This is a genomic window from Enterobacter cloacae complex sp.6700776 (assembly GCF_048284255.1).
Classification (GTDB): Bacteria; Pseudomonadota; Gammaproteobacteria; order Enterobacterales; family Enterobacteriaceae; genus Enterobacter; species Enterobacter intestinihominis.
The window spans coordinates 42,386-60,983 of the sequence record NZ_JBLVYK010000015.1; the positions used below are offsets into that span (position 1 = coordinate 42,386).

Consider the following 18,598-nt stretch of genomic DNA (forward strand, 5'->3'; position numbering starts at 1 on the left):
GCGAAAGTAAGCATAAAAATGCTTAAGGGATCACGATGCAGAACGGCGCAATGAAAGCCTGGCTGGACTCTTCTTACCTCTCTGGTTCAAACCAGAGCTGGATAGAACAGCTCTATGAAGACTTCTTAACCGATCCTGACTCAGTGGACGCAAACTGGCGTTCCATGTTCCAGCAGTTGCCTGGTACAGGGGTCAAACCGGATCAATTCCATTCAAAAACACGTGATTATTTCCGTCGTCTGGCGAAGGATGCCTCACGTTACTCTTCTGCGATTTCCGACCCTGACACCAATGCGAAGCAGGTAAAAGTCCTGCAGCTTATCAACGCTTATCGCTTCCGTGGTCACCAGCATGCTAATCTCGATCCGCTGGGACTGTGGCAGCAGGAACGTGTAGCGGATCTCGATCCGGCTTATCACGATCTGACCGAGGCCGATTTCCAGGAAAGCTTTAACGTAGGTTCCTTTGCCATCGGCAAAGACACGATGAAGCTGGGCGATCTGATTGATGCGCTCAAGCAAACCTACTGCGGCTCCATCGGCGCGGAATATATGCACATTACCTCCACCGAAGAGAAACGCTGGATCCAGCAGCGTATCGAATCCGTGGCGGGTCACGCGAATTTCTCAGCAGACGAGAAAAAACGTTTCCTGAGCGAACTGACGGCAGCCGAAGGCCTTGAGCGCTATCTGGGCGCGAAATTCCCGGGCGCAAAACGCTTCTCACTGGAGGGCGGCGATGCGTTAGTCCCGATGCTGAAAGAGCTGATTCGTCATGCCGGTAAGAGCGGCACGCGCGAAGTGGTGCTGGGCATGGCGCACCGTGGCCGTCTGAACGTGCTGGTTAACGTGCTGGGTAAAAAACCGCAGGATCTGTTCGACGAATTTGCGGGTAAACATAAAGAGCACCTCGGCACCGGTGACGTGAAGTATCACATGGGCTTCTCGTCGGATATCGAAACCGAGGGCGGTCAGGTTCACCTGGCGCTGGCGTTTAACCCGTCGCACCTGGAAATCGTCAGCCCGGTGGTTATCGGTTCCGTGCGTGCGCGTCTGGATCGTCTGGACGAGCCGAGCAGCAATAAAGTGCTGCCAATCACCATTCACGGTGATGCGGCAGTCACAGGGCAGGGCGTGGTTCAGGAAACCCTGAACATGTCGAAAGCGCGTGGTTATGAAGTGGGCGGTACCGTTCGCATCGTAATCAACAACCAGGTGGGCTTCACCACCTCTAACCCGCTGGATGCGCGTTCTACCCCGTACTGCACCGACATCGGTAAAATGGTTCAGGCGCCAATCTTCCACGTAAACGCGGATGACCCGGAAGCCGTTGCTTTCGTTACCCGTCTGGCGCTGGACTTCCGTAACACCTTTAAGCGCGACGTGTTCATTGACCTCTTCTGCTACCGCCGTCACGGCCACAACGAAGCGGATGAGCCAAGTGCAACCCAGCCGCTGATGTACCAGAAAATCAAAAAACACCCGACGCCGCGTAAAATCTATGCTGACAAGCTGGAAAGCGAAAAAGTGGCGACGCTGGAAGATGCGACCGAAATGGTCAATCTTTATCGCGACGCGCTGGACGCGGGTGAATGCGTGGTCAAAGAGCTGCGCCCAATGAACATGCACTCCTTTACCTGGTCGCCGTACCTCAACCACGAGTGGGACGAGAGCTACCCGAACAAGGTTGAGATGAAGCGTTTGCAGGAGCTGGCTAAACGCATCAGCACCGTGCCGGAAGCGATCGAGATGCAATCCCGCGTGGCCAAGATCTATGGCGACCGCCAGGCCATGGCGGCGGGTGAGAAGCTGTTCGACTGGGGCGGCGCGGAAACGCTGGCCTATGCGACGCTGGTTGACGAAGGTATTCCGGTTCGTCTGTCCGGTGAAGATGCGGGTCGTGGCACCTTCTTCCACCGTCATGCGGTTGTTCACAACCAGTCTAACGGTTCAACCTATACTCCGCTTCAGCACGTGCATAACGGTCAGGGCCAGTTCAAGGTCTGGGACTCCGTGCTGTCAGAAGAAGCGGTTCTGGCCTTCGAATACGGCTACGCCACCGCAGAACCCCGCACCCTGACTATCTGGGAAGCGCAGTTCGGTGACTTCGCCAACGGTGCGCAGGTCGTCATCGACCAGTTCATCTCCTCCGGTGAGCAGAAGTGGGGCCGTATGTGTGGTCTGGTGATGTTGCTGCCGCACGGCTATGAAGGACAAGGGCCGGAGCACTCCTCCGCGCGTCTGGAGCGTTATCTGCAACTCTGCGCCGAGCAGAACATGCAGGTCTGCGTGCCGTCCACCCCGGCTCAGGTGTACCACATGCTGCGTCGTCAGGCGCTGCGCGGTATGCGTCGTCCGCTGGTGGTCATGTCGCCAAAATCCCTGCTGCGTCATCCGCTGGCGGTTTCGAGCCTGGATGAACTGGCTAACGGCACCTTCCTGCCAGCCATCGGTGAAATTGACGAGCTGGATCCGCAGGCCGTTAAGCGTGTCGTAATGTGTTCTGGTAAGGTTTATTACGACCTGCTGGAACAGCGCCGTAAGAACGATCAGAAAGATGTCGCCATCGTGCGTATCGAGCAGCTTTATCCGTTCCCGCATCAGGCGATGCAGGAAGTACTGAAACAGTACGCTCACGTTCATGATTTTGTCTGGTGCCAGGAAGAGCCGCTCAACCAGGGCGCATGGTATTGCAGCCAGCATCATTTCCGTGAAGTGATTCCATTTGGGTCTGCCCTGCGTTATGCAGGTCGCCCGGCCTCCGCCTCTCCGGCGGTAGGGTATATGTCCGTTCACCAGAAGCAGCAACAAGATCTGGTCAATGACGCGCTGAACGTCGATTAATTAAAGGATACATAATGAGTAGCGTAGATATTCTTGTTCCCGACCTGCCTGAGTCCGTAGCAGATGCAACCGTCGCCACCTGGCACAAAAAACCAGGCGACGCGGTAACCCGTGACGAAGTGCTGGTAGAAATCGAAACTGACAAAGTGGTACTGGAAGTACCGGCTTCAGCGGATGGCATTCTGGATGCAGTCCTGGAAGACGAAGGTACGACCGTGACTTCTCGCCAGATCCTGGGTCGCCTGCGTGAAGGCAACAGCGCGGGCAAAGAGTCCAGCGCGAAATCTGAAGAGAAAGCGTCTACCCCAGCCCAGCGCCAGCAGGCGTCTCTGGAAGAGCAAACCAATGACGCGCTCAGCCCGGCGATCCGTCGCCTGCTGGCTGAGCACAGCCTCGATCCGGCAGCCATCAAAGGTACCGGCGTGGGTGGCCGTCTGACTCGCGAAGATATCGACAAGCATCTGGCAAAAGCGCCTTCAGAGGCGAAAGCGGAAGCGAAAGCCCCTGCGGCAGCACCAGCGGCACAGCCAGCTCTGGGCGCACGTAGCGAAAAACGCGTGCCGATGACCCGCCTGCGCAAGCGCGTGGCCGAGCGTCTGCTGGAAGCGAAAAACTCCACCGCGATGCTGACCACCTTCAACGAAGTCAACATGAAGCCAATCATGGACCTGCGCAAGCAGTACGGTGACGCGTTTGAAAAACGTCACGGTATCCGTCTGGGCTTCATGTCCTTCTACGTGAAAGCGGTAGTTGAAGCGCTGAAACGCTACCCGGAAGTGAACGCGTCTATCGATGGCGATGACGTGGTTTACCACAACTACTTCGACGTCAGCATGGCGGTTTCTACCCCACGCGGCCTGGTCACCCCGGTTCTGCGTGACGTGGACACCCTGGGTATGGCTGACATTGAGAAGAAAATCAAAGAGCTGGCCGTGAAAGGCCGCGACGGCAAGCTGACCGTTGAAGACCTGACCGGCGGTAACTTCACCATTACCAACGGTGGCGTGTTCGGCTCGCTGATGTCTACCCCGATCATCAACCCGCCGCAGAGCGCGATCCTGGGTATGCACGCCATTAAAGATCGTCCAATGGCGGTAGACGGTAAAGTTGAGATCCTGCCGATGATGTACCTGGCGCTCTCATACGATCACCGCCTGATCGACGGCCGCGAGTCCGTAGGCTTCCTGGTTGCCATTAAAGAGCTGCTGGAAGATCCAACGCGTCTGCTGCTGGACGTTTAGTAACTATTTAGCATCACCTGCCCTGTAGGCCGGATAAGCGTAGCGCCGGTCTACAGGTTTGAAGATAACGATTACCCTGAAGGATGGATAGAACACATGAACTTACATGAATATCAGGCCAAACAGCTGTTTGCCAGGTCAGGCTTACCGGCTCCGGTGGGTTATGCCTGTACTACCCCGCGTGAAGCAGAAGAAGCCGCATCTAAAATCGGTTCCGGCCCGTGGGTAGTTAAATGTCAGGTTCACGCTGGTGGCCGTGGTAAAGCGGGCGGTGTGAAGGTTGTTAAGAGCAAAGAAGAGATCCGTGCGTTTGCTGAACATTGGCTCGGCAAGCGTCTGGTAACCTACCAGACAGATGCGAATGGCCAGCCGGTCAACCAGATCCTGGTTGAAGCGGCAACCGACATCGCGAAAGAATTGTACCTCGGCGCAGTCGTAGACCGTAGCTCCCGTCGCGTGGTGTTCATGGCATCTACCGAAGGCGGCGTGGAAATCGAAAAAGTGGCGGAAGAGACCCCGCACCTGATCCACAAAGTGGCAATCGATCCGCTGGCGGGCCCAATGCCTTACCAGGGACGTGAGCTGGCGTTCAAACTGGGTCTGGAAGGCAAGCTGGTTCAGCAGTTCACCAAGATCTTCATGGGGCTGGCGACCATCTTCCTGGAGCGCGATCTGGCGCTGATCGAGATCAACCCGCTGGTGATCACCACCCAGGGCGACCTGATCTGCCTCGACGGCAAGCTGGGCGCTGACGGCAACGCGCTGTTCCGCCAGGCGGATCTGCGCGAAATGCGCGACCAGTCTCAGGAAGATCCGCGTGAAGCGCAGGCTGCCCAGTGGGAGCTGAACTACGTGGCGCTGGATGGCAACATCGGCTGCATGGTTAACGGTGCGGGCCTGGCAATGGGCACCATGGACATCGTTAAGCTGCACGGCGGTGAGCCAGCGAACTTCCTCGACGTGGGCGGTGGCGCAACCAAAGAGCGCGTAACCGAAGCGTTCAAAATCATTCTCTCTGACAGCAACGTAAAAGCGGTTCTGGTGAACATCTTCGGCGGTATCGTACGTTGCGACCTGATCGCCGACGGTATCATCGGCGCGGTAGGAGAAGTGGGCGTAAACGTTCCGGTTGTTGTACGTCTGGAAGGGAATAACGCTGAACTCGGCGCGAAAAAACTGGCTGACAGCGGCCTGAATATTATTGCAGCGAAAAGTCTGACGGATGCAGCTCAGCAGGTTGTTGCCGCAGTGGAGGGGAAATAATGTCCGTTTTAATTAATAAAGATACCAAGGTTATCTGCCAGGGCTTCACCGGTAGCCAGGGGACTTTCCACTCCGAACAGGCGATTGCCTACGGTACGCAGATGGTTGGCGGCGTAACGCCAGGTAAAGGCGGCACCACGCACCTGGGCCTGCCGGTGTTCAACACCGTGCGTGAAGCAGTAGAAGCGACGGGCGCAACCGCGACCGTGATCTACGTTCCAGCGCCGTTCTGCAAAGACTCTATTCTGGAAGCGATCGACGCAGGCATTAAGCTGATCATCACCATCACCGAAGGCATCCCGACGCTGGATATGCTGACCGTGAAGGTGAAGCTGGACGAAGCAGGCGTGCGCATGATCGGCCCGAACTGCCCAGGCGTTATCACCCCGGGCGAATGCAAAATCGGCATCATGCCGGGCCACATTCACAAACCGGGCAAAGTGGGCATCGTGTCCCGTTCCGGTACCCTGACCTATGAAGCGGTTAAGCAGACCACCGATTACGGCTTCGGCCAGTCCACCTGCGTGGGCATCGGCGGTGACCCGATCCCAGGCTCTAACTTTATCGACATCCTGAAGCTGTTCCAGGAAGATCCACAGACCGAAGCGATCGTGATGATCGGTGAGATCGGTGGTAGCGCGGAAGAAGAAGCGGCTGCTTACATCAAAGATCATGTGACCAAGCCGGTGGTGGGTTATATCGCGGGTGTGACCGCGCCGAAAGGCAAACGTATGGGTCACGCGGGTGCGATTATCGCTGGCGGTAAAGGTACGGCTGATGAGAAATTCGCAGCACTGGAAGCCGCAGGCGTGAAAACCGTTCGCAGCCTGGCGGATATCGGTGAAGCACTGAAATCCATCATTAAGTAAGTCCTCTCTGCTCCCCGAATGGGGCGCGTTGAAGTATAAAAAAATGTCCGTTTCGACATGGTTGGCCGCTGTAAAGCGGCCTTTTTTTATTGTCTGCGTTTAGCCACCAGAGTGAATTTATAGTCGTCGGTGTTAAACACGTTGCGACTGTATTCAAATACCCGGCCGTCTTTAAGGAAGCCGCGGGAAACTTTTTCAAGAATTGGTTTTGCCGGATCGAGCGCCAGGGCGGCAATCGCCTCGTCCGATGGCATGACTGGCACCAGCTCCTGCTCGCTGCGATCGATAACCAGCTTTTTGACCTGCTCAATGTAATGGTATTTCGACTGTTCCATCACTTCCCAGGTGAGGTCGGGGAACATCGCCAGCGGCATCCATGTCTCTTCCAGATTCACCGGCTTTTCCCTGATGAAGCGTACGCGCTTGACGTGCCAGACCTTATCATCCGGATTGAGCGCCAGTTTTGCCGCGAGCCGCTCATCGGCTTTCACCACTTCGAAGACGCTGACGTCGCTGTGCGTATCAACGTTGCGATCCGCCAGTTTTTCGTAAAAGCCGGTAAGCTGATAAATATCGTAATTCACCCGCTCCTCTTTTACATACGAGCCGCTGCCCTGAATGCTTTCGATGATCTGCTCGTCGGCGAGCAGCTTCAAAGCCTGCCGCACGGTGACACGGCTAACGTTAAATGCCTCCTGAAGGCTGGATTCCGTCGGCAGCGCGTCTCCGGGTTTTAATTCCCCGGCGTTAATCTTCTCGCGGAACGCATCGGCGATCTGCCGGTACATCGGTTTATTGCCCATTGTGTTACGCCTTTTTAATACCTTTTTAGGGGAATTATGCCTTCAGTGACTGATTTGTAAATAATACAAATTAAATACAAATATCATTGTTAGTGAAAATGATCACATAAATGTATTATCCAGTCTGTCACAATCCTCCCCAGACAATAACTTTGGATAGGTGAGGATCTTATGAACCTGACGACTCTGACCGACCCCCGTGCTGTCTGCGTGCAGGCGCAGTTTACCAGCCGTGATGAGGCAATCCGTCAGCTTGCGACGCGGCTGGTAGCGTTGGGCAAAATAGCCGACGCCGATACGTTTCTGGCAGAGGTTTTCCATCGCGAATCGCTTGGCCCGACGGCGCTGGGCGAGGGGCTGGCCGTACCCCATGGTAAATCAGCGGCAGTAAAGGAAGCGGCTTTTGCCGTGGCAACACTGCGCGAGCCGCTGGCCTGGGAAGGCGTGGACGGACCGGAGGAGGTCGAGCTGATTTTTTTGCTCGCCATTCCTCCCGCACAAGCGGGATCAACGCATATTCAGGTGCTGACGGAACTGACGTCCCGCCTGGCGGATGACGATCTCAGGGCGCACGTGATGACGGCGACCAGCGCGGAAGCGGTGCTTGCTGCGCTGGAAACGGCGCCTGAGGCGCAAGAAACCGCCGTCGCAGAGAATGCCCCGACGATCGTCTGCGTTACCGCCTGTCCGGCCGGGATCGCCCATACCTACATGGCAGCGGAATATCTCGAAAAAGCGGGACGTAAGCTCGGCGTCAATGTAGTGGTCGAAAAGCAGGGGGCAAACGGTATTGAGGGGCGCATCACCGCGCAGCATTTGCAGGAGGCAAAAGCGTGTATCTTCGCGGCGGAAGTGGCGATCAAAGAGCGTGAGCGTTTTCAGGGGATCCCCGCCATTTCCGTGCCCGTCGCGGAACCCTTGCGCCATGCGGAAGCGCTCATTGAGCGTGCGCTGGCGCTACAGCCTGTATCCGATGCGCGTCCTGCGCACGTCGACACGGACGCGAAAAAGTCCGTTAAAACCGAACTCAAGCAAGCGCTGCTCAGCGGTATCTCCTTTGCGGTGCCGCTGATTGTCGCTGGCGGCACGGTGCTGGCCGTGTCGGTACTCCTGGCGCAAATCCTGGGCTTGCAGCACCTGTTCGATCAGGAAAACTCGTGGCTGTGGATGTACCGCAAACTGGGCGGTGGGATGCTCGGCATTTTGATGGTTCCTGTTCTGGCGGCCTATACCGCTTACTCGCTGGCGGATAAACCTGCGCTTACGCCGGGATTTGCGGCGGGCCTTGCCGCCAATATGATCGGCTCCGGCTTTCTGGGGGCCATCGTCGGCGGGCTGATTGCGGGCTACCTGATGCGCTGGGTGAAAAACCACATCCGGCTGAGTAGCCGCTACAACGGCTTTCTGACCTTTTATCTCTATCCGGTGATTGGCGTACTGGGCGCAGGCAGTCTGATGCTGTTTGTGATCGGCGAACCGGTGGCCTGGATCAATAACGCCCTGACCGCCTGGCTTAATGGTCTCTCCGGTGCGAACGCGTTGCTGCTGGGGGCGATCCTGGGCTTTATGTGCTCGTTCGATCTGGGCGGTCCGGTCAACAAAGCCTCTTACGCGTTCTGTCTGGGCGCGATGGCCAACGGCGTATACGGGCCTTATGCGATCTTCGCCTCCGTCAAAATGGTTTCGGCCTTTACCGTGACGGCATCAACGATGCTGGCTCCGAATCTGTTTAAACAGTTCGAAATTGAGACCGGCAAATCCACCTGGCTGCTGGGGCTGGCGGGCATCACCGAAGGGGCAATTCCGATGGCTATCGAGGATCCGTTGCGAGTCATCGGCTCATTTGTTCTGGGGTCAATGGCGACCGGAGCGATTGTCGGAGCGATGGGTATTGGGCTCTCCACCCCGGGCGCGGGCATTTTCTCTCTCTTCTTACTGCATGATGCCGGGCTGGGCGGCGTGATAGCCGCTGCCGGCTGGTTTGGCGCCGCGCTGGTGGGCGCCGCAATCTCTACGCTCATTTTACTGCTCTGGCGACGCCAGGCCGTGAAGAGCGGTACCTACGTGACTGAAGACATACCATCCTAAACACGCACTGACAGGAAACGAAGATGAAAGCTGTATCTCGCGTTCATATCACGCCACATATGCACTGGGACCGGGAGTGGTACTTCACCACCGAAGCGTCACGTATTCTTCTGGTCAATAATATGGAAGAGATCCTCACCCGTCTTGAGCAGGACGCAGAGTATAAATACTACGTTCTCGACGGCCAGACGGCGGTGCTGGAAGATTATTTTGCCGTGAAACCGGAAAACAGGCCACGCGTGAAGGCGCTGGTGGCGGCCGGGAAGCTGATTATCGGGCCGTGGTATACCCAGACGGACACCACCCTTGTCTCCGGCGAGTCGATTGTGCGCAATCTGATGTACGGCATGCGCGACTGTCTGGCCTTTGGTGAGCCGATGAAAATTGGCTATCTGCCGGACTCCTTCGGCATGTCTTCCCAGCTGCCACACATTTACAACGGTTTTGGCATCACGCGCACCATGTTCTGGCGCGGCTGTTCCGAGCGGCACGGTACCGATAAAACCGAATTTCTCTGGCAAAGCCAGGACGGCAGCGAAGTGACGGCACAGGTACTGCCGCTGGGCTACGCGATTGGTAAGTACTTACCGGAGGATGAAGCCGGACTGCGCAAACGGCTCGACAACTACTTCGAGGTGCTCGAAAAAGCCTCCGTGACGAAAGAAATTTTGCTGCCTAACGGCCATGATCAGATGCCGCTCCAGCAGAACATATTTGCGGTGATGGATAAGCTGCGCAAAATCTATCCGCAGCGTCAGTTTGTGATGAGCCGCTTCGAGGAGGTGTTTGACCATATCGATGCGCACCGCGATGAACTGGCGACGCTGAAAGGGGAATTTATTGACGGTAAATATATGCGGGTGCACCGGACGATCGGCTCCACGCGGATGGACATCAAAATCGCCCACGCCCGGATAGAGAATAAAATCGTCAACGTCCTCGAGCCGTTGGCTACGCTTGCCTGGACGCTGGGCTTTGACTATCACCACGGCTTGCTGGAAAAAATGTGGAAAGAGATCCTCAAGAATCACGCCCACGACAGTATCGGCTGCTGCTGCAGCGATAAAGTGCATCGCGAGGTGATGTCACGCTTTGAGCTGGCGGAAGACATGGCCGATAACCTGACGTGCTTCTATATGCGCAAGATTGTCGACAACATGCCGCAGAGCGAGGAAGACAAACTGGTGATGTTTAACCTCACGCCCTGGCCGCGTGAGGAAGTGATCAACACCACGATACGTCTGCGCGCCAGCCAGTTCCGCCTGTTGGACGAAAAGGGAAATGAAATCCCTTATTATCTCCGCAGCACGCGTGAGATAGACCCCGGGCTGATTGACCGGCAGATAGTGCATTACGGCAACTACGATCCCTTCATGGAGTTTGACATCCAGCTCACCCAGATCCTGCCATCTATGGGTTACCGCACGCTCTATATCGAGCCGCACGTGGCCGGTAAACTGCAGACGCCAAATAAATCGCCGGAGGCGTTACTGGAAAATGCTTTCTGGGAAGTAACGTTAAACGAGGACGGTACTTTGCGTCTGCTCGATAAAGCGTCCGGGCTTATCTATGACCGCGCGCTGGAAATTGAAGAGAGCTCGGATGATGGCGATGAGTACGACTACTCGCCTTCACGGGAAGAGTGGAGACTCTCTTCCGCGCAGGGCGAACATGAGGTTGAGGTGATCCACGAGGCCTGGCAGAGCAGGGCGGTGATCCGCCATCGAATGGCGGTGCCAGCGGATCTCGCTGAACGTTCTGCGCGTCAGCAGACGGGAACGCTTGAGGCAGAACTCACGGTCACGCTCAGCCATAACAGCCGACGTATCGACGTCGAGGCACGTCTCGGAAATCACGCGGATGACCACCGTGTGCGGGTGCTGATCCCGACACCATTCACCACAGAGACGGTCTTAGCCGATACCCAGTTTGGTTCGCTGACGCGCCCTGTACAGGATGAAGCGATGGCAGACTGGCAGGAGGAGGGATGGAAGGAAGCGCCGCTGCCGGTGTGGAATCTGCTCAACTACGCGGTGCTCCAGGAACGGCGTAACGGGATGGCGCTATTTACCGAAGGGTTGCGCGAATTTGAAGTAACAGGTGAGCGTCAAAACACGTTTGCCCTGACGTTGCTTCGCGGCGTCGGGTTGCTTGGGAAGGAAGACTTACTTCTGCGCCCTGGCAGACCGTCCGGGATCAAAATGCCGGTGCCTGATTCGCAGATGCGGGGTCAGTTAACCTGTCGCTTTAGCCTGTTCAGTTTTAATGGTACGCCCGTCAGTGCTGGCGTTGCGCAGCAGGCGAAGTCGTGGTTAACGCCAGTGCACTGTTATAACAAAATTCCGTGGGATGCGATGAAGCTTAACCGTGCCTCTTTCACCACACCCTGTAGCTATAGCCTGCTAACGCTGGCGCCTAACGGATGTGTACTCAGTGCGCTGAAAAAAGCGGAGGATCGTGACGAGATGATTCTTCGTCTGTACAACCCTTCGGAGACCCGCTCCTGTGACGTGGCTTTGTCTGTGAACCGTGAGGTCCAGGCCTGTTGCGAAACGGACATGAATGAGGTGTGCAAAGCGCAAGGGGAGGAGGGCTCAGCCATTACGGGGCCTTTCAGGCCAGGCCAGTCACGGACCTTCAGCATAAAAATTGAAAGGTAATCTCAAGAACAATATCAAGGCCGCATCCCCTGCGGCCTTTATTTCATCAAATAGTCACTAAAGGGTGTTAATTTTAAGATTAGCGAAGGTGAATGAAATGTAATCTTTTAGGCGGGTAGTAAAACGAAAGAAAAATACTGTGAAGCGGATAACATTATATGTTTCTCTCCCTGCAAAAAGGTCTTTTTTCACACGCGTTAATAAAAATCACAACTGTTTATATTATCTTCTGGCTTTTATAACCATTAATGCCTTTAAATATACATGTTATTAACAAGGTTTTTACTATCCATGTCACAAAGAAACATCATTAACAGTGCCGGCTGTTTTTGATTTAAATCAATGTTTAATCCTTGGAAAAAGGCTCCAAAAGGCGTTAAATTGTTCCCGATCAAAATGGCCGAAAAGTGGTAATTTTGCTATAAATTGATCGCCGTCGAAAAACGTAAATCTGTTCGAATAAAAACCTGTTTATTGTAAGGGTTTTGCAGCGTATTATATTTACGGGATCAATTTGGTTTTTTCTTAACGTATTTGTAACCTTTCATCATTGCTTTTTCCTCCTGTAGAGAATAAGCAACGAAGAAGGGAAGCAGATAACTTTGTATTGGGGCATGCGTGTGGATCCTTATCTAACGGGGTTCACTCTCGGAGTCTTCATGCGATGAGCAAGGAGTCATAATGTTAGACGTAGTCGAACTGTCGCGCTTACAGTTTGCCTTGACCGCGATGTACCACTTCCTTTTTGTGCCGCTGACGCTCGGTATGGCGTTCCTGCTGGCCATCATGGAAACGGTTTACGTCCTCTCCGGCAAACAGATTTATAAAGATATGACCAAGTTCTGGGGCAAGTTGTTTGGTATCAACTTTGCGCTGGGCGTGGCAACCGGTCTGACCATGGAGTTCCAGTTCGGGACAAACTGGTCTTACTATTCCCACTATGTAGGGGATATTTTCGGTGCGCCGCTGGCCATTGAAGGTCTGATGGCCTTCTTCCTCGAATCCACCTTTGTAGGTCTGTTCTTCTTCGGTTGGGACCGTCTGGGTAAAGTCCAGCATATGGCGGTAACCTGGCTGGTGGCATTAGGCTCCAACTTGTCCGCACTGTGGATCCTGGTGGCGAACGGCTGGATGCAAAACCCAATCGCATCTGATTTCAACTTCGAAACCATGCGTATGGAGATGGTCAGCTTCGCTGAGCTAGTCCTGAACCCGGTTGCCCAGGTTAAATTCGTGCACACCGTGGCGTCTGGCTATGTGTGCGGCGCGATGTTCGTGCTGGGCATCAGCTCCTACTATATGCTGCGCGGCCGTGACTTCGCGTTCGCCAAGCGTTCTTTCGCTATCGCAGCAAGCTTCGGTATGGCCGCGATTCTGTCCGTTATTGTTCTGGGTGATGAATCCGGTTACGAAATGGGTGACGTGCAGAAAACCAAACTCGCCGCAATTGAAGCTGAATGGGAAACCCAGCCGGCACCGGCAGCGTTTACCCTGTTCGGCGTGCCTGACCAGGACGCGCAGGAAAACCGCTTCGCCATTCAAATTCCTTACGCTCTGGGTATTATCGCCACGCGCTCCGTCGACAAACAGGTGACTGGCCTGAAAGATCTGATGGTGCAGCATGAAGAGCGTATCCGTAACGGGATGAAAGCCTACTCGCTGCTGGAACAGCTGCGCGCCGGTTCTACCGACCAGGCCGTTCGCGATCAATTTAACGACGTGAAGAAAGACCTCGGTTACGGTCTGCTGCTGAAACGCTATACCCCGAACGTCTCCGACGCGACGGAAGCGCAGATTCAGATGGCAACCAAAGACTCTATTCCACGCGTTGCGCCGCTGTACTTCGCGTTCCGCATCATGGTGGGTTGCGGCATTATCATGCTGCTGATCATCGCGGCCTCGTTCTGGTCAGTCATTCGTAACCGTATCGGTGAGAAAAAATGGCTGCTGCGCACCGCGCTGTACGGTATCCCACTGCCATGGATTGCTATCGAGTCCGGCTGGTTTGTTGCGGAATATGGCCGTCAGCCATGGGCGATCGGTGAGGTGCTGCCAACAGCGGTGGCGAACTCCTCCCTGACCGCAGGCGACCTGATCTTCTCCATGCTGCTGATTTGCGGTCTGTATACCCTGTTCCTGGTGGCTGAACTGTTCCTGATGTTCAAGTTCGCGCGCCTTGGCCCAAGCAGCCTGAAAACCGGTCGCTACCACTACGAGCAGTCTGTTACGACTACTCAGCCGGCACGCTAAGACAGGAGTCATCAAATGATCGATTATGAAGTATTGCGTTTTATCTGGTGGCTGTTGATCGGCGTTCTGCTGATTGGTTTTGCGGTCACCGATGGTTTCGATATGGGCGTGGGCATGCTCACCCGTTTCCTCGGTCGTAATGACACCGAGCGTCGAATCATGATCAACTCCATCGCCCCGCACTGGGACGGTAACCAGGTGTGGCTGATCACCGCAGGCGGCGCGCTGTTCGCTGCCTGGCCGATGGTTTACGCGGCTGCGTTCTCCGGCTTCTATGTGGCGATGATTCTGGTGCTGGCCTCTTTATTCTTCCGTCCGGTAGGTTTTGACTACCGCTCCAAGATTGAAGACACCCGCTGGCGTAACATGTGGGACTGGGGCATCTTCATTGGTAGCTTCGTTCCACCGCTGGTCATTGGTGTGGCGTTCGGTAACCTGTTACAGGGCGTACCGTTCCACGTCGACGAATATATGCGTCTGTTCTACACCGGTAACTTCTTCCAGCTGCTGAATCCGTTTGGTCTGCTGGCTGGCGTGGTGAGCGTGGCGATGATCATCACCCAGGGCGCAACCTATCTCCAGATGCGTACCGTAGGTGAACTGCACCTGCGTTCCCGTGCGACCGCTCAGGTGGCGGCGCTGGTGACGCTGGTCTGCTTCGCGCTGGCAGGCGTGTGGGTCGTGTACGGTATTGATGGCTACGTGGTGACCTCCGCCATTAACCATACCGCACCGTCTAACCCGTTGACCAAAGAGGTGGCGCGTCAGGCTGGCGCATGGCTGGTGAACTTCAACAATATGCCTGCGCTGTGGGCTATCCCTGCTCTGGGTGTGCTGCTGCCACTGCTGACAGTGTTAATGTCTCGTCTGGAGAAAGGCGCTATGGCGTTCGTGTTCTCTTCCCTGACGCTTGCGTGCATTATCCTGACGGCAGGTATTGCTATGTTCCCATTCGTGATGCCATCCAGCACCATGATGAATGCTAGCCTGACCATGTGGGATGCAACGTCCAGCCAGTTGACGTTGAACCTGATGACGTACGTTGCTTGCGTGTTCGTGCCGATTATCCTGCTCTACACCGCCTGGTGTTACTGGAAAATGTTCGGTCGCATCACTAAAGAACATATCGAAAGCAACACCCACTCTATGTATTAAGTAAGGAGCTGAATATGTGGTATTTCGCATGGATTTTAGGGACGCTTCTTGCCTGTGCATTTGGTGTCATCACTGCCCTGGCGCTTGAGCATGTAGAAGCGTCTAAAGCAGGTGAAGATAAGCACTAATGAATATTATCGCAACGTTATATGCGGTAATGGACAAGCGCCCCCTGCGGGCGCTTTCCCTCATTATGGCATTACTGCTGGCGGGCTGTATCTTCTGGGACCCGTCGCGCTTCGCGGCTAAAACCAGCGAGCTTGAGATCTGGCACGGCTTCCTGATTATGTGGGCGGTGTGTGCAGGTGTGATTCACGGTGTCGGCTTTCATCCGAAAGCGCTTCACTGGCAGGGTATCTTCTGCCCGCTGATTGCCGATCTGGTTCTTCTCGCCGGTTTGATTTTCTTCTTCTTCTGAATAAGAAATGTCCGTTAATGATATGGGCTTACCCGAGCCCATAAAAATTTACTCTCCGTTTACTTTCCCCCATTCCAAACCATCATTCCCGCGCGTATAGTAGCGAAGTTTGAAAGCTCCAACTTTTCTTGTATTACCGGGATGTAAAGTGAATACAACGCTGTTTCGATGGCCGGTACGTGTCTATTACGAAGATACCGATGCCGGTGGTGTGGTCTACCACGCCAGCTACGTTGCTTTTTATGAACGGGCACGCACAGAGATGCTGCGCCATCATCACTTTAGTCAACAGGTGCTGTTGGCTGAGCGAGTTGCCTTCGTGGTACGCAAGATGACGCTTGAGTATTTTGCGCCTGCCAGACTCGACGATATGCTCGAAGTCCAAACAGAAATTACATCAATGCGCGGAACTTCACTGGTTTTCACGCAGCGGATAGTCAATGCAGAGAACACGGTACTGAACTCAGCTGAAGTCCTGATTGTCTGTGTTGATCCAACCATAATGAAGCCTCGTGCGCTTCCTAAGTCTATTGTCGCGGAGTTTAAGCAGTGACTGACATGAATATCCTTGATTTGTTCCTGAAGGCAAGCCTTCTGGTTAAACTTATCATGTTGATTTTGATTGGTTTTTCAATCGCATCCTGGGCCATCATCATCCAGAGAACGCGTATCCTCAATGCCGCTGGCCACGAAGCCGAAGCGTTTGAAGATAAGTTCTGGTCGGGTATAGAGCTTTCTCGTCTCTATCAGGAAAGCCAGGGACGCCGTGATAACCTTTCAGGCTCCGAACAAATTTTTTATAGCGGTTTCAAAGAGTTCGCTCGCTTACACCGTGCTAACAACCATGCGCCGGAAGCCGTGGTAGAAGGTGCGTCGCGTGCGATGCGCATCTCCATGAATCGCGAACTGGAAAATCTTGAAACGCATATTCCTTTCCTCGGTACCGTTGGCTCCATCAGCCCGTATATCGGCCTGTTTGGTACGGTGTGGGGGATCATGCACGCCTTTATCGCCCTGGGGGCGGTGAAGCAGGCAACCTTGCAGATGGTGGCACCGGGTATCGCAGAAGCACTGATCGCGACCGCAATCGGTCTGTTCGCGGCAATTCCGGCGGTAATGGCGTATAACCGTCTGAACCAGCGCGTGAATAAACTGGAACTGAACTACGACAACTTTATGGAAGAGTTCACCGCGATTCTGCATCGTCAGGCGTTTACCAGCACCGAGAGCAACAAGGGGTAAACCATGGCCAGATCGCGTGGACGAGGTCGTCGCGAGCTCAAGTCCGAAATCAATATCGTTCCGTTACTGGACGTGCTGCTGGTGCTGCTGCTGATCTTTATGGCGACAGCCCCCATCATCACCCAGAGCGTGGAAGTGGATCTGCCGGATGCGACAGAATCACAGGCGGTAAGCACCAATGACGATCCTCCGGTCATCATTGAGGTTTCCGGCGTAGGGCAGTACAGCGTGGTGGTCGAGAAGGATCGTATGGATCAGCTCCCCCCAGAGCAGGTTATTGCTGAAGCGCAACGACGCCTGGAGTCAAATCCGAAGACGGTCTTCTTAATCGGTGGTGCGAAAGACGTACCATATGATGAAATTATCAAAGCGCTGAACTTGCTACATAGCGCGGGCGTTAAGTCAGTTGGCTTAATGACTCAGCCTATTTGATCATCTGCGTAGTTTTTGGGAACCGATAGTGTCAAAGGCAACCGAACAGAACGACAAGCTTAAGCGAGCGATAATCGTCTCCGCAGTGCTGCACGTGATTCTTTTTGCAGCGCTGATCTGGAGTTCGTTCGATGAGCACATTGATGCATCGGGCGGTGGTGGAGGCTCATCCATCGACGCCGTCATGGTAGATCCCGGTGCGGTAGTGCAGAACTATAATCGTCAGCAACAGCAGCAGGCGAGCGCAAAACGCGCTGAAGAGCAGCGTGAAAAACAGGCGCAACAGCAGGCGGAAGAGCTACGTGAAAAGCAGGCAGCCGAGCAGGAGCGTCTGAAGCAGCTTGAGAAAGAGCGTTTGCAGGCACAGGAAGCGGCGAAAGAGCAGGCGGAGCAGCAGAAACAGGCTGAAGCCGCCGCGAAGAAAGCTCAGGAACAGCAGAAGCAAGCGGAAGAGGCGGCAGCCAAGGCCGCAGCAGATGCGAAGGCGCAGGCAGATGCTCAGGCGAAAGTAGCCGCAGAAGCAGCGAAAAAAGCCGCTGCTGACGCGCAGAAGAAGGCCGAAGCAGAAGCCGCAAAGAAAGCGGCTGCTGATGCGAAGAAGAAAGCGGAAGCCGAAGCCGCGAAAAAAGCCGCTGCTGACGCACAGAAGAAAGCCGAAGCAGAAGCCGCGAAGAAAGCCGCCCAGGAAGCAGAGAAAAAAGCGGCCGCCGAAGCGGCGAAGAAAGCGGCTGCCGCTGAGAAAGCTGCGGCAGAAAAAGCCGCCGCTGCGGAAAAAGCCGCTGCTGATAAAAAAGCTGCAGCTGAGAAAGCCGCTGCCGATAAGAAAGCAGCAGCCGAAAAAGCCGCTGCTAAAAAGGCCGCTGCCGCTGAGAAAGCTGCCGCAGCCGCAGGAGTTGACGATCTGCTGGGCGACCTGAGTTCCGGTAAGAATGCACCGAAAACGGGCGGTGGGGCGAAAGGAAATGGACAGCCGTCAAAAGACAGCGGTACCTCCGGAGCCAACGGTGGGGCAACAGGTGCAGATATCAGTGCTTATGCCAAACAGATCCAGGTTGCGATTCAGAGCCGACTCTTTGATGCAGGCCTGTATCAGGGCAAGCAATGCGTACTGCACATCAATCTTGCGCCAGACGGCAGGTTGAAAAGCGTGACGTCTGAAGGGGGCGATCCTGCGCTCTGTCAGGCTGCGCTGGCCGCAGCCAGATCGGCGAACATTCCTAAACCGCCTAGCGAGGCTGTTTATGAAAGGATAAAAGATGCCAAACTGGACTTTAAGCTGTAATCAACTCTTCTAACGGAAGTATGAAAAACAGTCTATGGTCGTAAACAGGATA

At 54.8% G+C, this 18,598-nt stretch carries 15 protein-coding genes; 14 read left to right on the forward strand and 1 reads right to left on the reverse strand.

What is annotated here, in order from left to right; genetic code table 11:
• Window positions 1-35 precede the first annotated feature (35 nt).
• From sucA to sucD, 4 genes are all read left to right on the forward strand, one after another.
• Entirely contained in the window at window positions 36-2,843 is a 2,808-nt protein-coding gene (gene sucA, locus ACNQ0T_RS18060; protein WP_022647462.1) for a 2-oxoglutarate dehydrogenase E1 component, read from the forward strand.
• A gap of 14 nt (window positions 2,844-2,857) precedes the next feature.
• Entirely contained in the window at window positions 2,858-4,084 is a 1,227-nt protein-coding gene (gene odhB, locus ACNQ0T_RS18065; protein WP_023299612.1) for a 2-oxoglutarate dehydrogenase complex dihydrolipoyllysine-residue succinyltransferase, read from the forward strand.
• A 96-nt stretch (window positions 4,085-4,180) separates the two neighbouring features.
• Entirely contained in the window at window positions 4,181-5,347 is a 1,167-nt protein-coding gene (gene sucC / locus ACNQ0T_RS18070; protein WP_022647464.1) for an ADP-forming succinate--CoA ligase subunit beta, read from the forward strand.
• The gene (gene sucD, locus ACNQ0T_RS18075; protein ID WP_006809578.1) at window positions 5,347-6,216 is read left to right on the forward strand and encodes a succinate--CoA ligase subunit alpha; all 870 of its coding nucleotides are present in this window, start codon (window positions 5,347-5,349) and stop codon (window positions 6,214-6,216) included. The genes sucC and sucD overlap by 1 nt, the downstream gene beginning before the upstream one ends.
• A gap of 86 nt (window positions 6,217-6,302) precedes the next feature.
• On the opposite strand, the gene ACNQ0T_RS18080 is transcribed toward sucD, so the two are convergent.
• Window positions 6,303-7,019, reverse strand: coding sequence for a GntR family transcriptional regulator (locus ACNQ0T_RS18080; protein WP_022647465.1), 717 nt, complete (start codon window positions 7,017-7,019; stop codon window positions 6,303-6,305).
• A gap of 171 nt (window positions 7,020-7,190) precedes the next feature.
• Here ACNQ0T_RS18080 and mngA point away from each other — a divergent pair, with 171 nt between their 5' ends.
• The 10 genes from mngA to tolA all read left to right on the forward strand — a co-directional run bounded on the left by mngA (window position 7,191) and on the right by tolA (window position 18,546).
• On the forward strand, window positions 7,191-9,107 hold the full coding sequence (gene mngA / locus ACNQ0T_RS18085; RefSeq protein WP_023299613.1) for a PTS 2-O-a-mannosyl-D-glycerate transporter subunit IIABC: 1,917 nt from the start codon (window positions 7,191-7,193) through the stop codon (window positions 9,105-9,107).
• A gap of 23 nt (window positions 9,108-9,130) precedes the next feature.
• The gene (mngB, locus tag ACNQ0T_RS18090) at window positions 9,131-11,767 is read left to right on the forward strand and encodes a mannosylglycerate hydrolase (protein WP_417930287.1); all 2,637 of its coding nucleotides are present in this window, start codon (window positions 9,131-9,133) and stop codon (window positions 11,765-11,767) included.
• Between the two features lie 681 nt (window positions 11,768-12,448).
• A complete protein-coding gene (gene cydA / locus ACNQ0T_RS18095; protein ID WP_023299615.1) occupies window positions 12,449-14,017 on the forward strand; it encodes a cytochrome ubiquinol oxidase subunit I in 1,569 nt (522 codons plus the stop codon).
• Window positions 14,018-14,032: 15 nt separating this feature from the next.
• Entirely contained in the window at window positions 14,033-15,172 is a 1,140-nt protein-coding gene (gene cydB / locus ACNQ0T_RS18100; protein ID WP_022647469.1) for a cytochrome d ubiquinol oxidase subunit II, read from the forward strand.
• A 14-nt stretch (window positions 15,173-15,186) separates the two neighbouring features.
• Window positions 15,187-15,300: a cytochrome bd-I oxidase subunit CydX gene (gene cydX, locus ACNQ0T_RS18105; RefSeq protein ID WP_014169181.1), complete on the forward strand. Its 114-nt coding sequence runs from the start codon at window positions 15,187-15,189 to the stop codon at window positions 15,298-15,300.
• Entirely contained in the window at window positions 15,300-15,590 is a 291-nt protein-coding gene (gene ybgE, locus ACNQ0T_RS18110) for a cyd operon protein YbgE (protein ID WP_023305710.1), read from the forward strand. The genes cydX and ybgE overlap by 1 nt, the downstream gene beginning before the upstream one ends.
• Window positions 15,591-15,738: 148 nt before the next feature.
• The gene (gene ybgC / locus ACNQ0T_RS18115) at window positions 15,739-16,143 is read left to right on the forward strand and encodes a tol-pal system-associated acyl-CoA thioesterase (protein ID WP_003858593.1); all 405 of its coding nucleotides are present in this window, start codon (window positions 15,739-15,741) and stop codon (window positions 16,141-16,143) included.
• Window positions 16,140-16,832, forward strand: coding sequence for a Tol-Pal system protein TolQ (gene tolQ, locus ACNQ0T_RS18120; RefSeq protein WP_417930288.1), 693 nt, complete (start codon window positions 16,140-16,142; stop codon window positions 16,830-16,832). Before ybgC ends, tolQ begins: the two co-directional genes overlap by 4 nt.
• Window positions 16,833-16,835: 3 nt before the next feature.
• Entirely contained in the window at window positions 16,836-17,264 is a 429-nt protein-coding gene (gene tolR, locus ACNQ0T_RS18125) for a colicin uptake protein TolR (protein ID WP_003858589.1), read from the forward strand.
• A gap of 28 nt (window positions 17,265-17,292) precedes the next feature.
• On the forward strand, window positions 17,293-18,546 hold the full coding sequence (gene tolA, locus ACNQ0T_RS18130; protein WP_023299616.1) for a cell envelope integrity protein TolA: 1,254 nt from the start codon (window positions 17,293-17,295) through the stop codon (window positions 18,544-18,546).
• Window positions 18,547-18,598 lie beyond the last annotated feature (52 nt).

Excerpts from the sequence above, each read along its gene's own strand:
- cydA (WP_023299615.1), top strand. The coding sequence starts at position 12,449 with ATGTTAGACGTAGTCGAACTGTCGCGCTTACAGTTTGCCTTGACCGCG.
- sucA (WP_022647462.1), top strand. The coding sequence starts at position 36 with ATGCAGAACGGCGCAATGAAAGCCTGGCTGGACTCTTCTTACCTCTCT.
- mngA (WP_023299613.1), top strand. The coding sequence starts at position 7,191 with ATGAACCTGACGACTCTGACCGACCCCCGTGCTGTCTGCGTGCAGGCG.
- tolR (WP_003858589.1), top strand. The coding sequence starts at position 16,836 with ATGGCCAGATCGCGTGGACGAGGTCGTCGCGAGCTCAAGTCCGAAATC.
- ACNQ0T_RS18080 (WP_022647465.1), bottom strand. The coding sequence starts at position 7,019 with ATGGGCAATAAACCGATGTACCGGCAGATCGCCGATGCGTTCCGCGAG.
- ybgE (WP_023305710.1), top strand. The coding sequence starts at position 15,300 with ATGAATATTATCGCAACGTTATATGCGGTAATGGACAAGCGCCCCCTG.
- cydB (WP_022647469.1), top strand. The coding sequence starts at position 14,033 with ATGATCGATTATGAAGTATTGCGTTTTATCTGGTGGCTGTTGATCGGC.
- sucC (WP_022647464.1), top strand. The coding sequence starts at position 4,181 with ATGAACTTACATGAATATCAGGCCAAACAGCTGTTTGCCAGGTCAGGC.
- sucD (WP_006809578.1), top strand. The coding sequence starts at position 5,347 with ATGTCCGTTTTAATTAATAAAGATACCAAGGTTATCTGCCAGGGCTTC.
- odhB (WP_023299612.1), top strand. The coding sequence starts at position 2,858 with ATGAGTAGCGTAGATATTCTTGTTCCCGACCTGCCTGAGTCCGTAGCA.
- mngB (WP_417930287.1), top strand. The coding sequence starts at position 9,131 with ATGAAAGCTGTATCTCGCGTTCATATCACGCCACATATGCACTGGGAC.
- cydX (WP_014169181.1), top strand. The coding sequence starts at position 15,187 with ATGTGGTATTTCGCATGGATTTTAGGGACGCTTCTTGCCTGTGCATTT.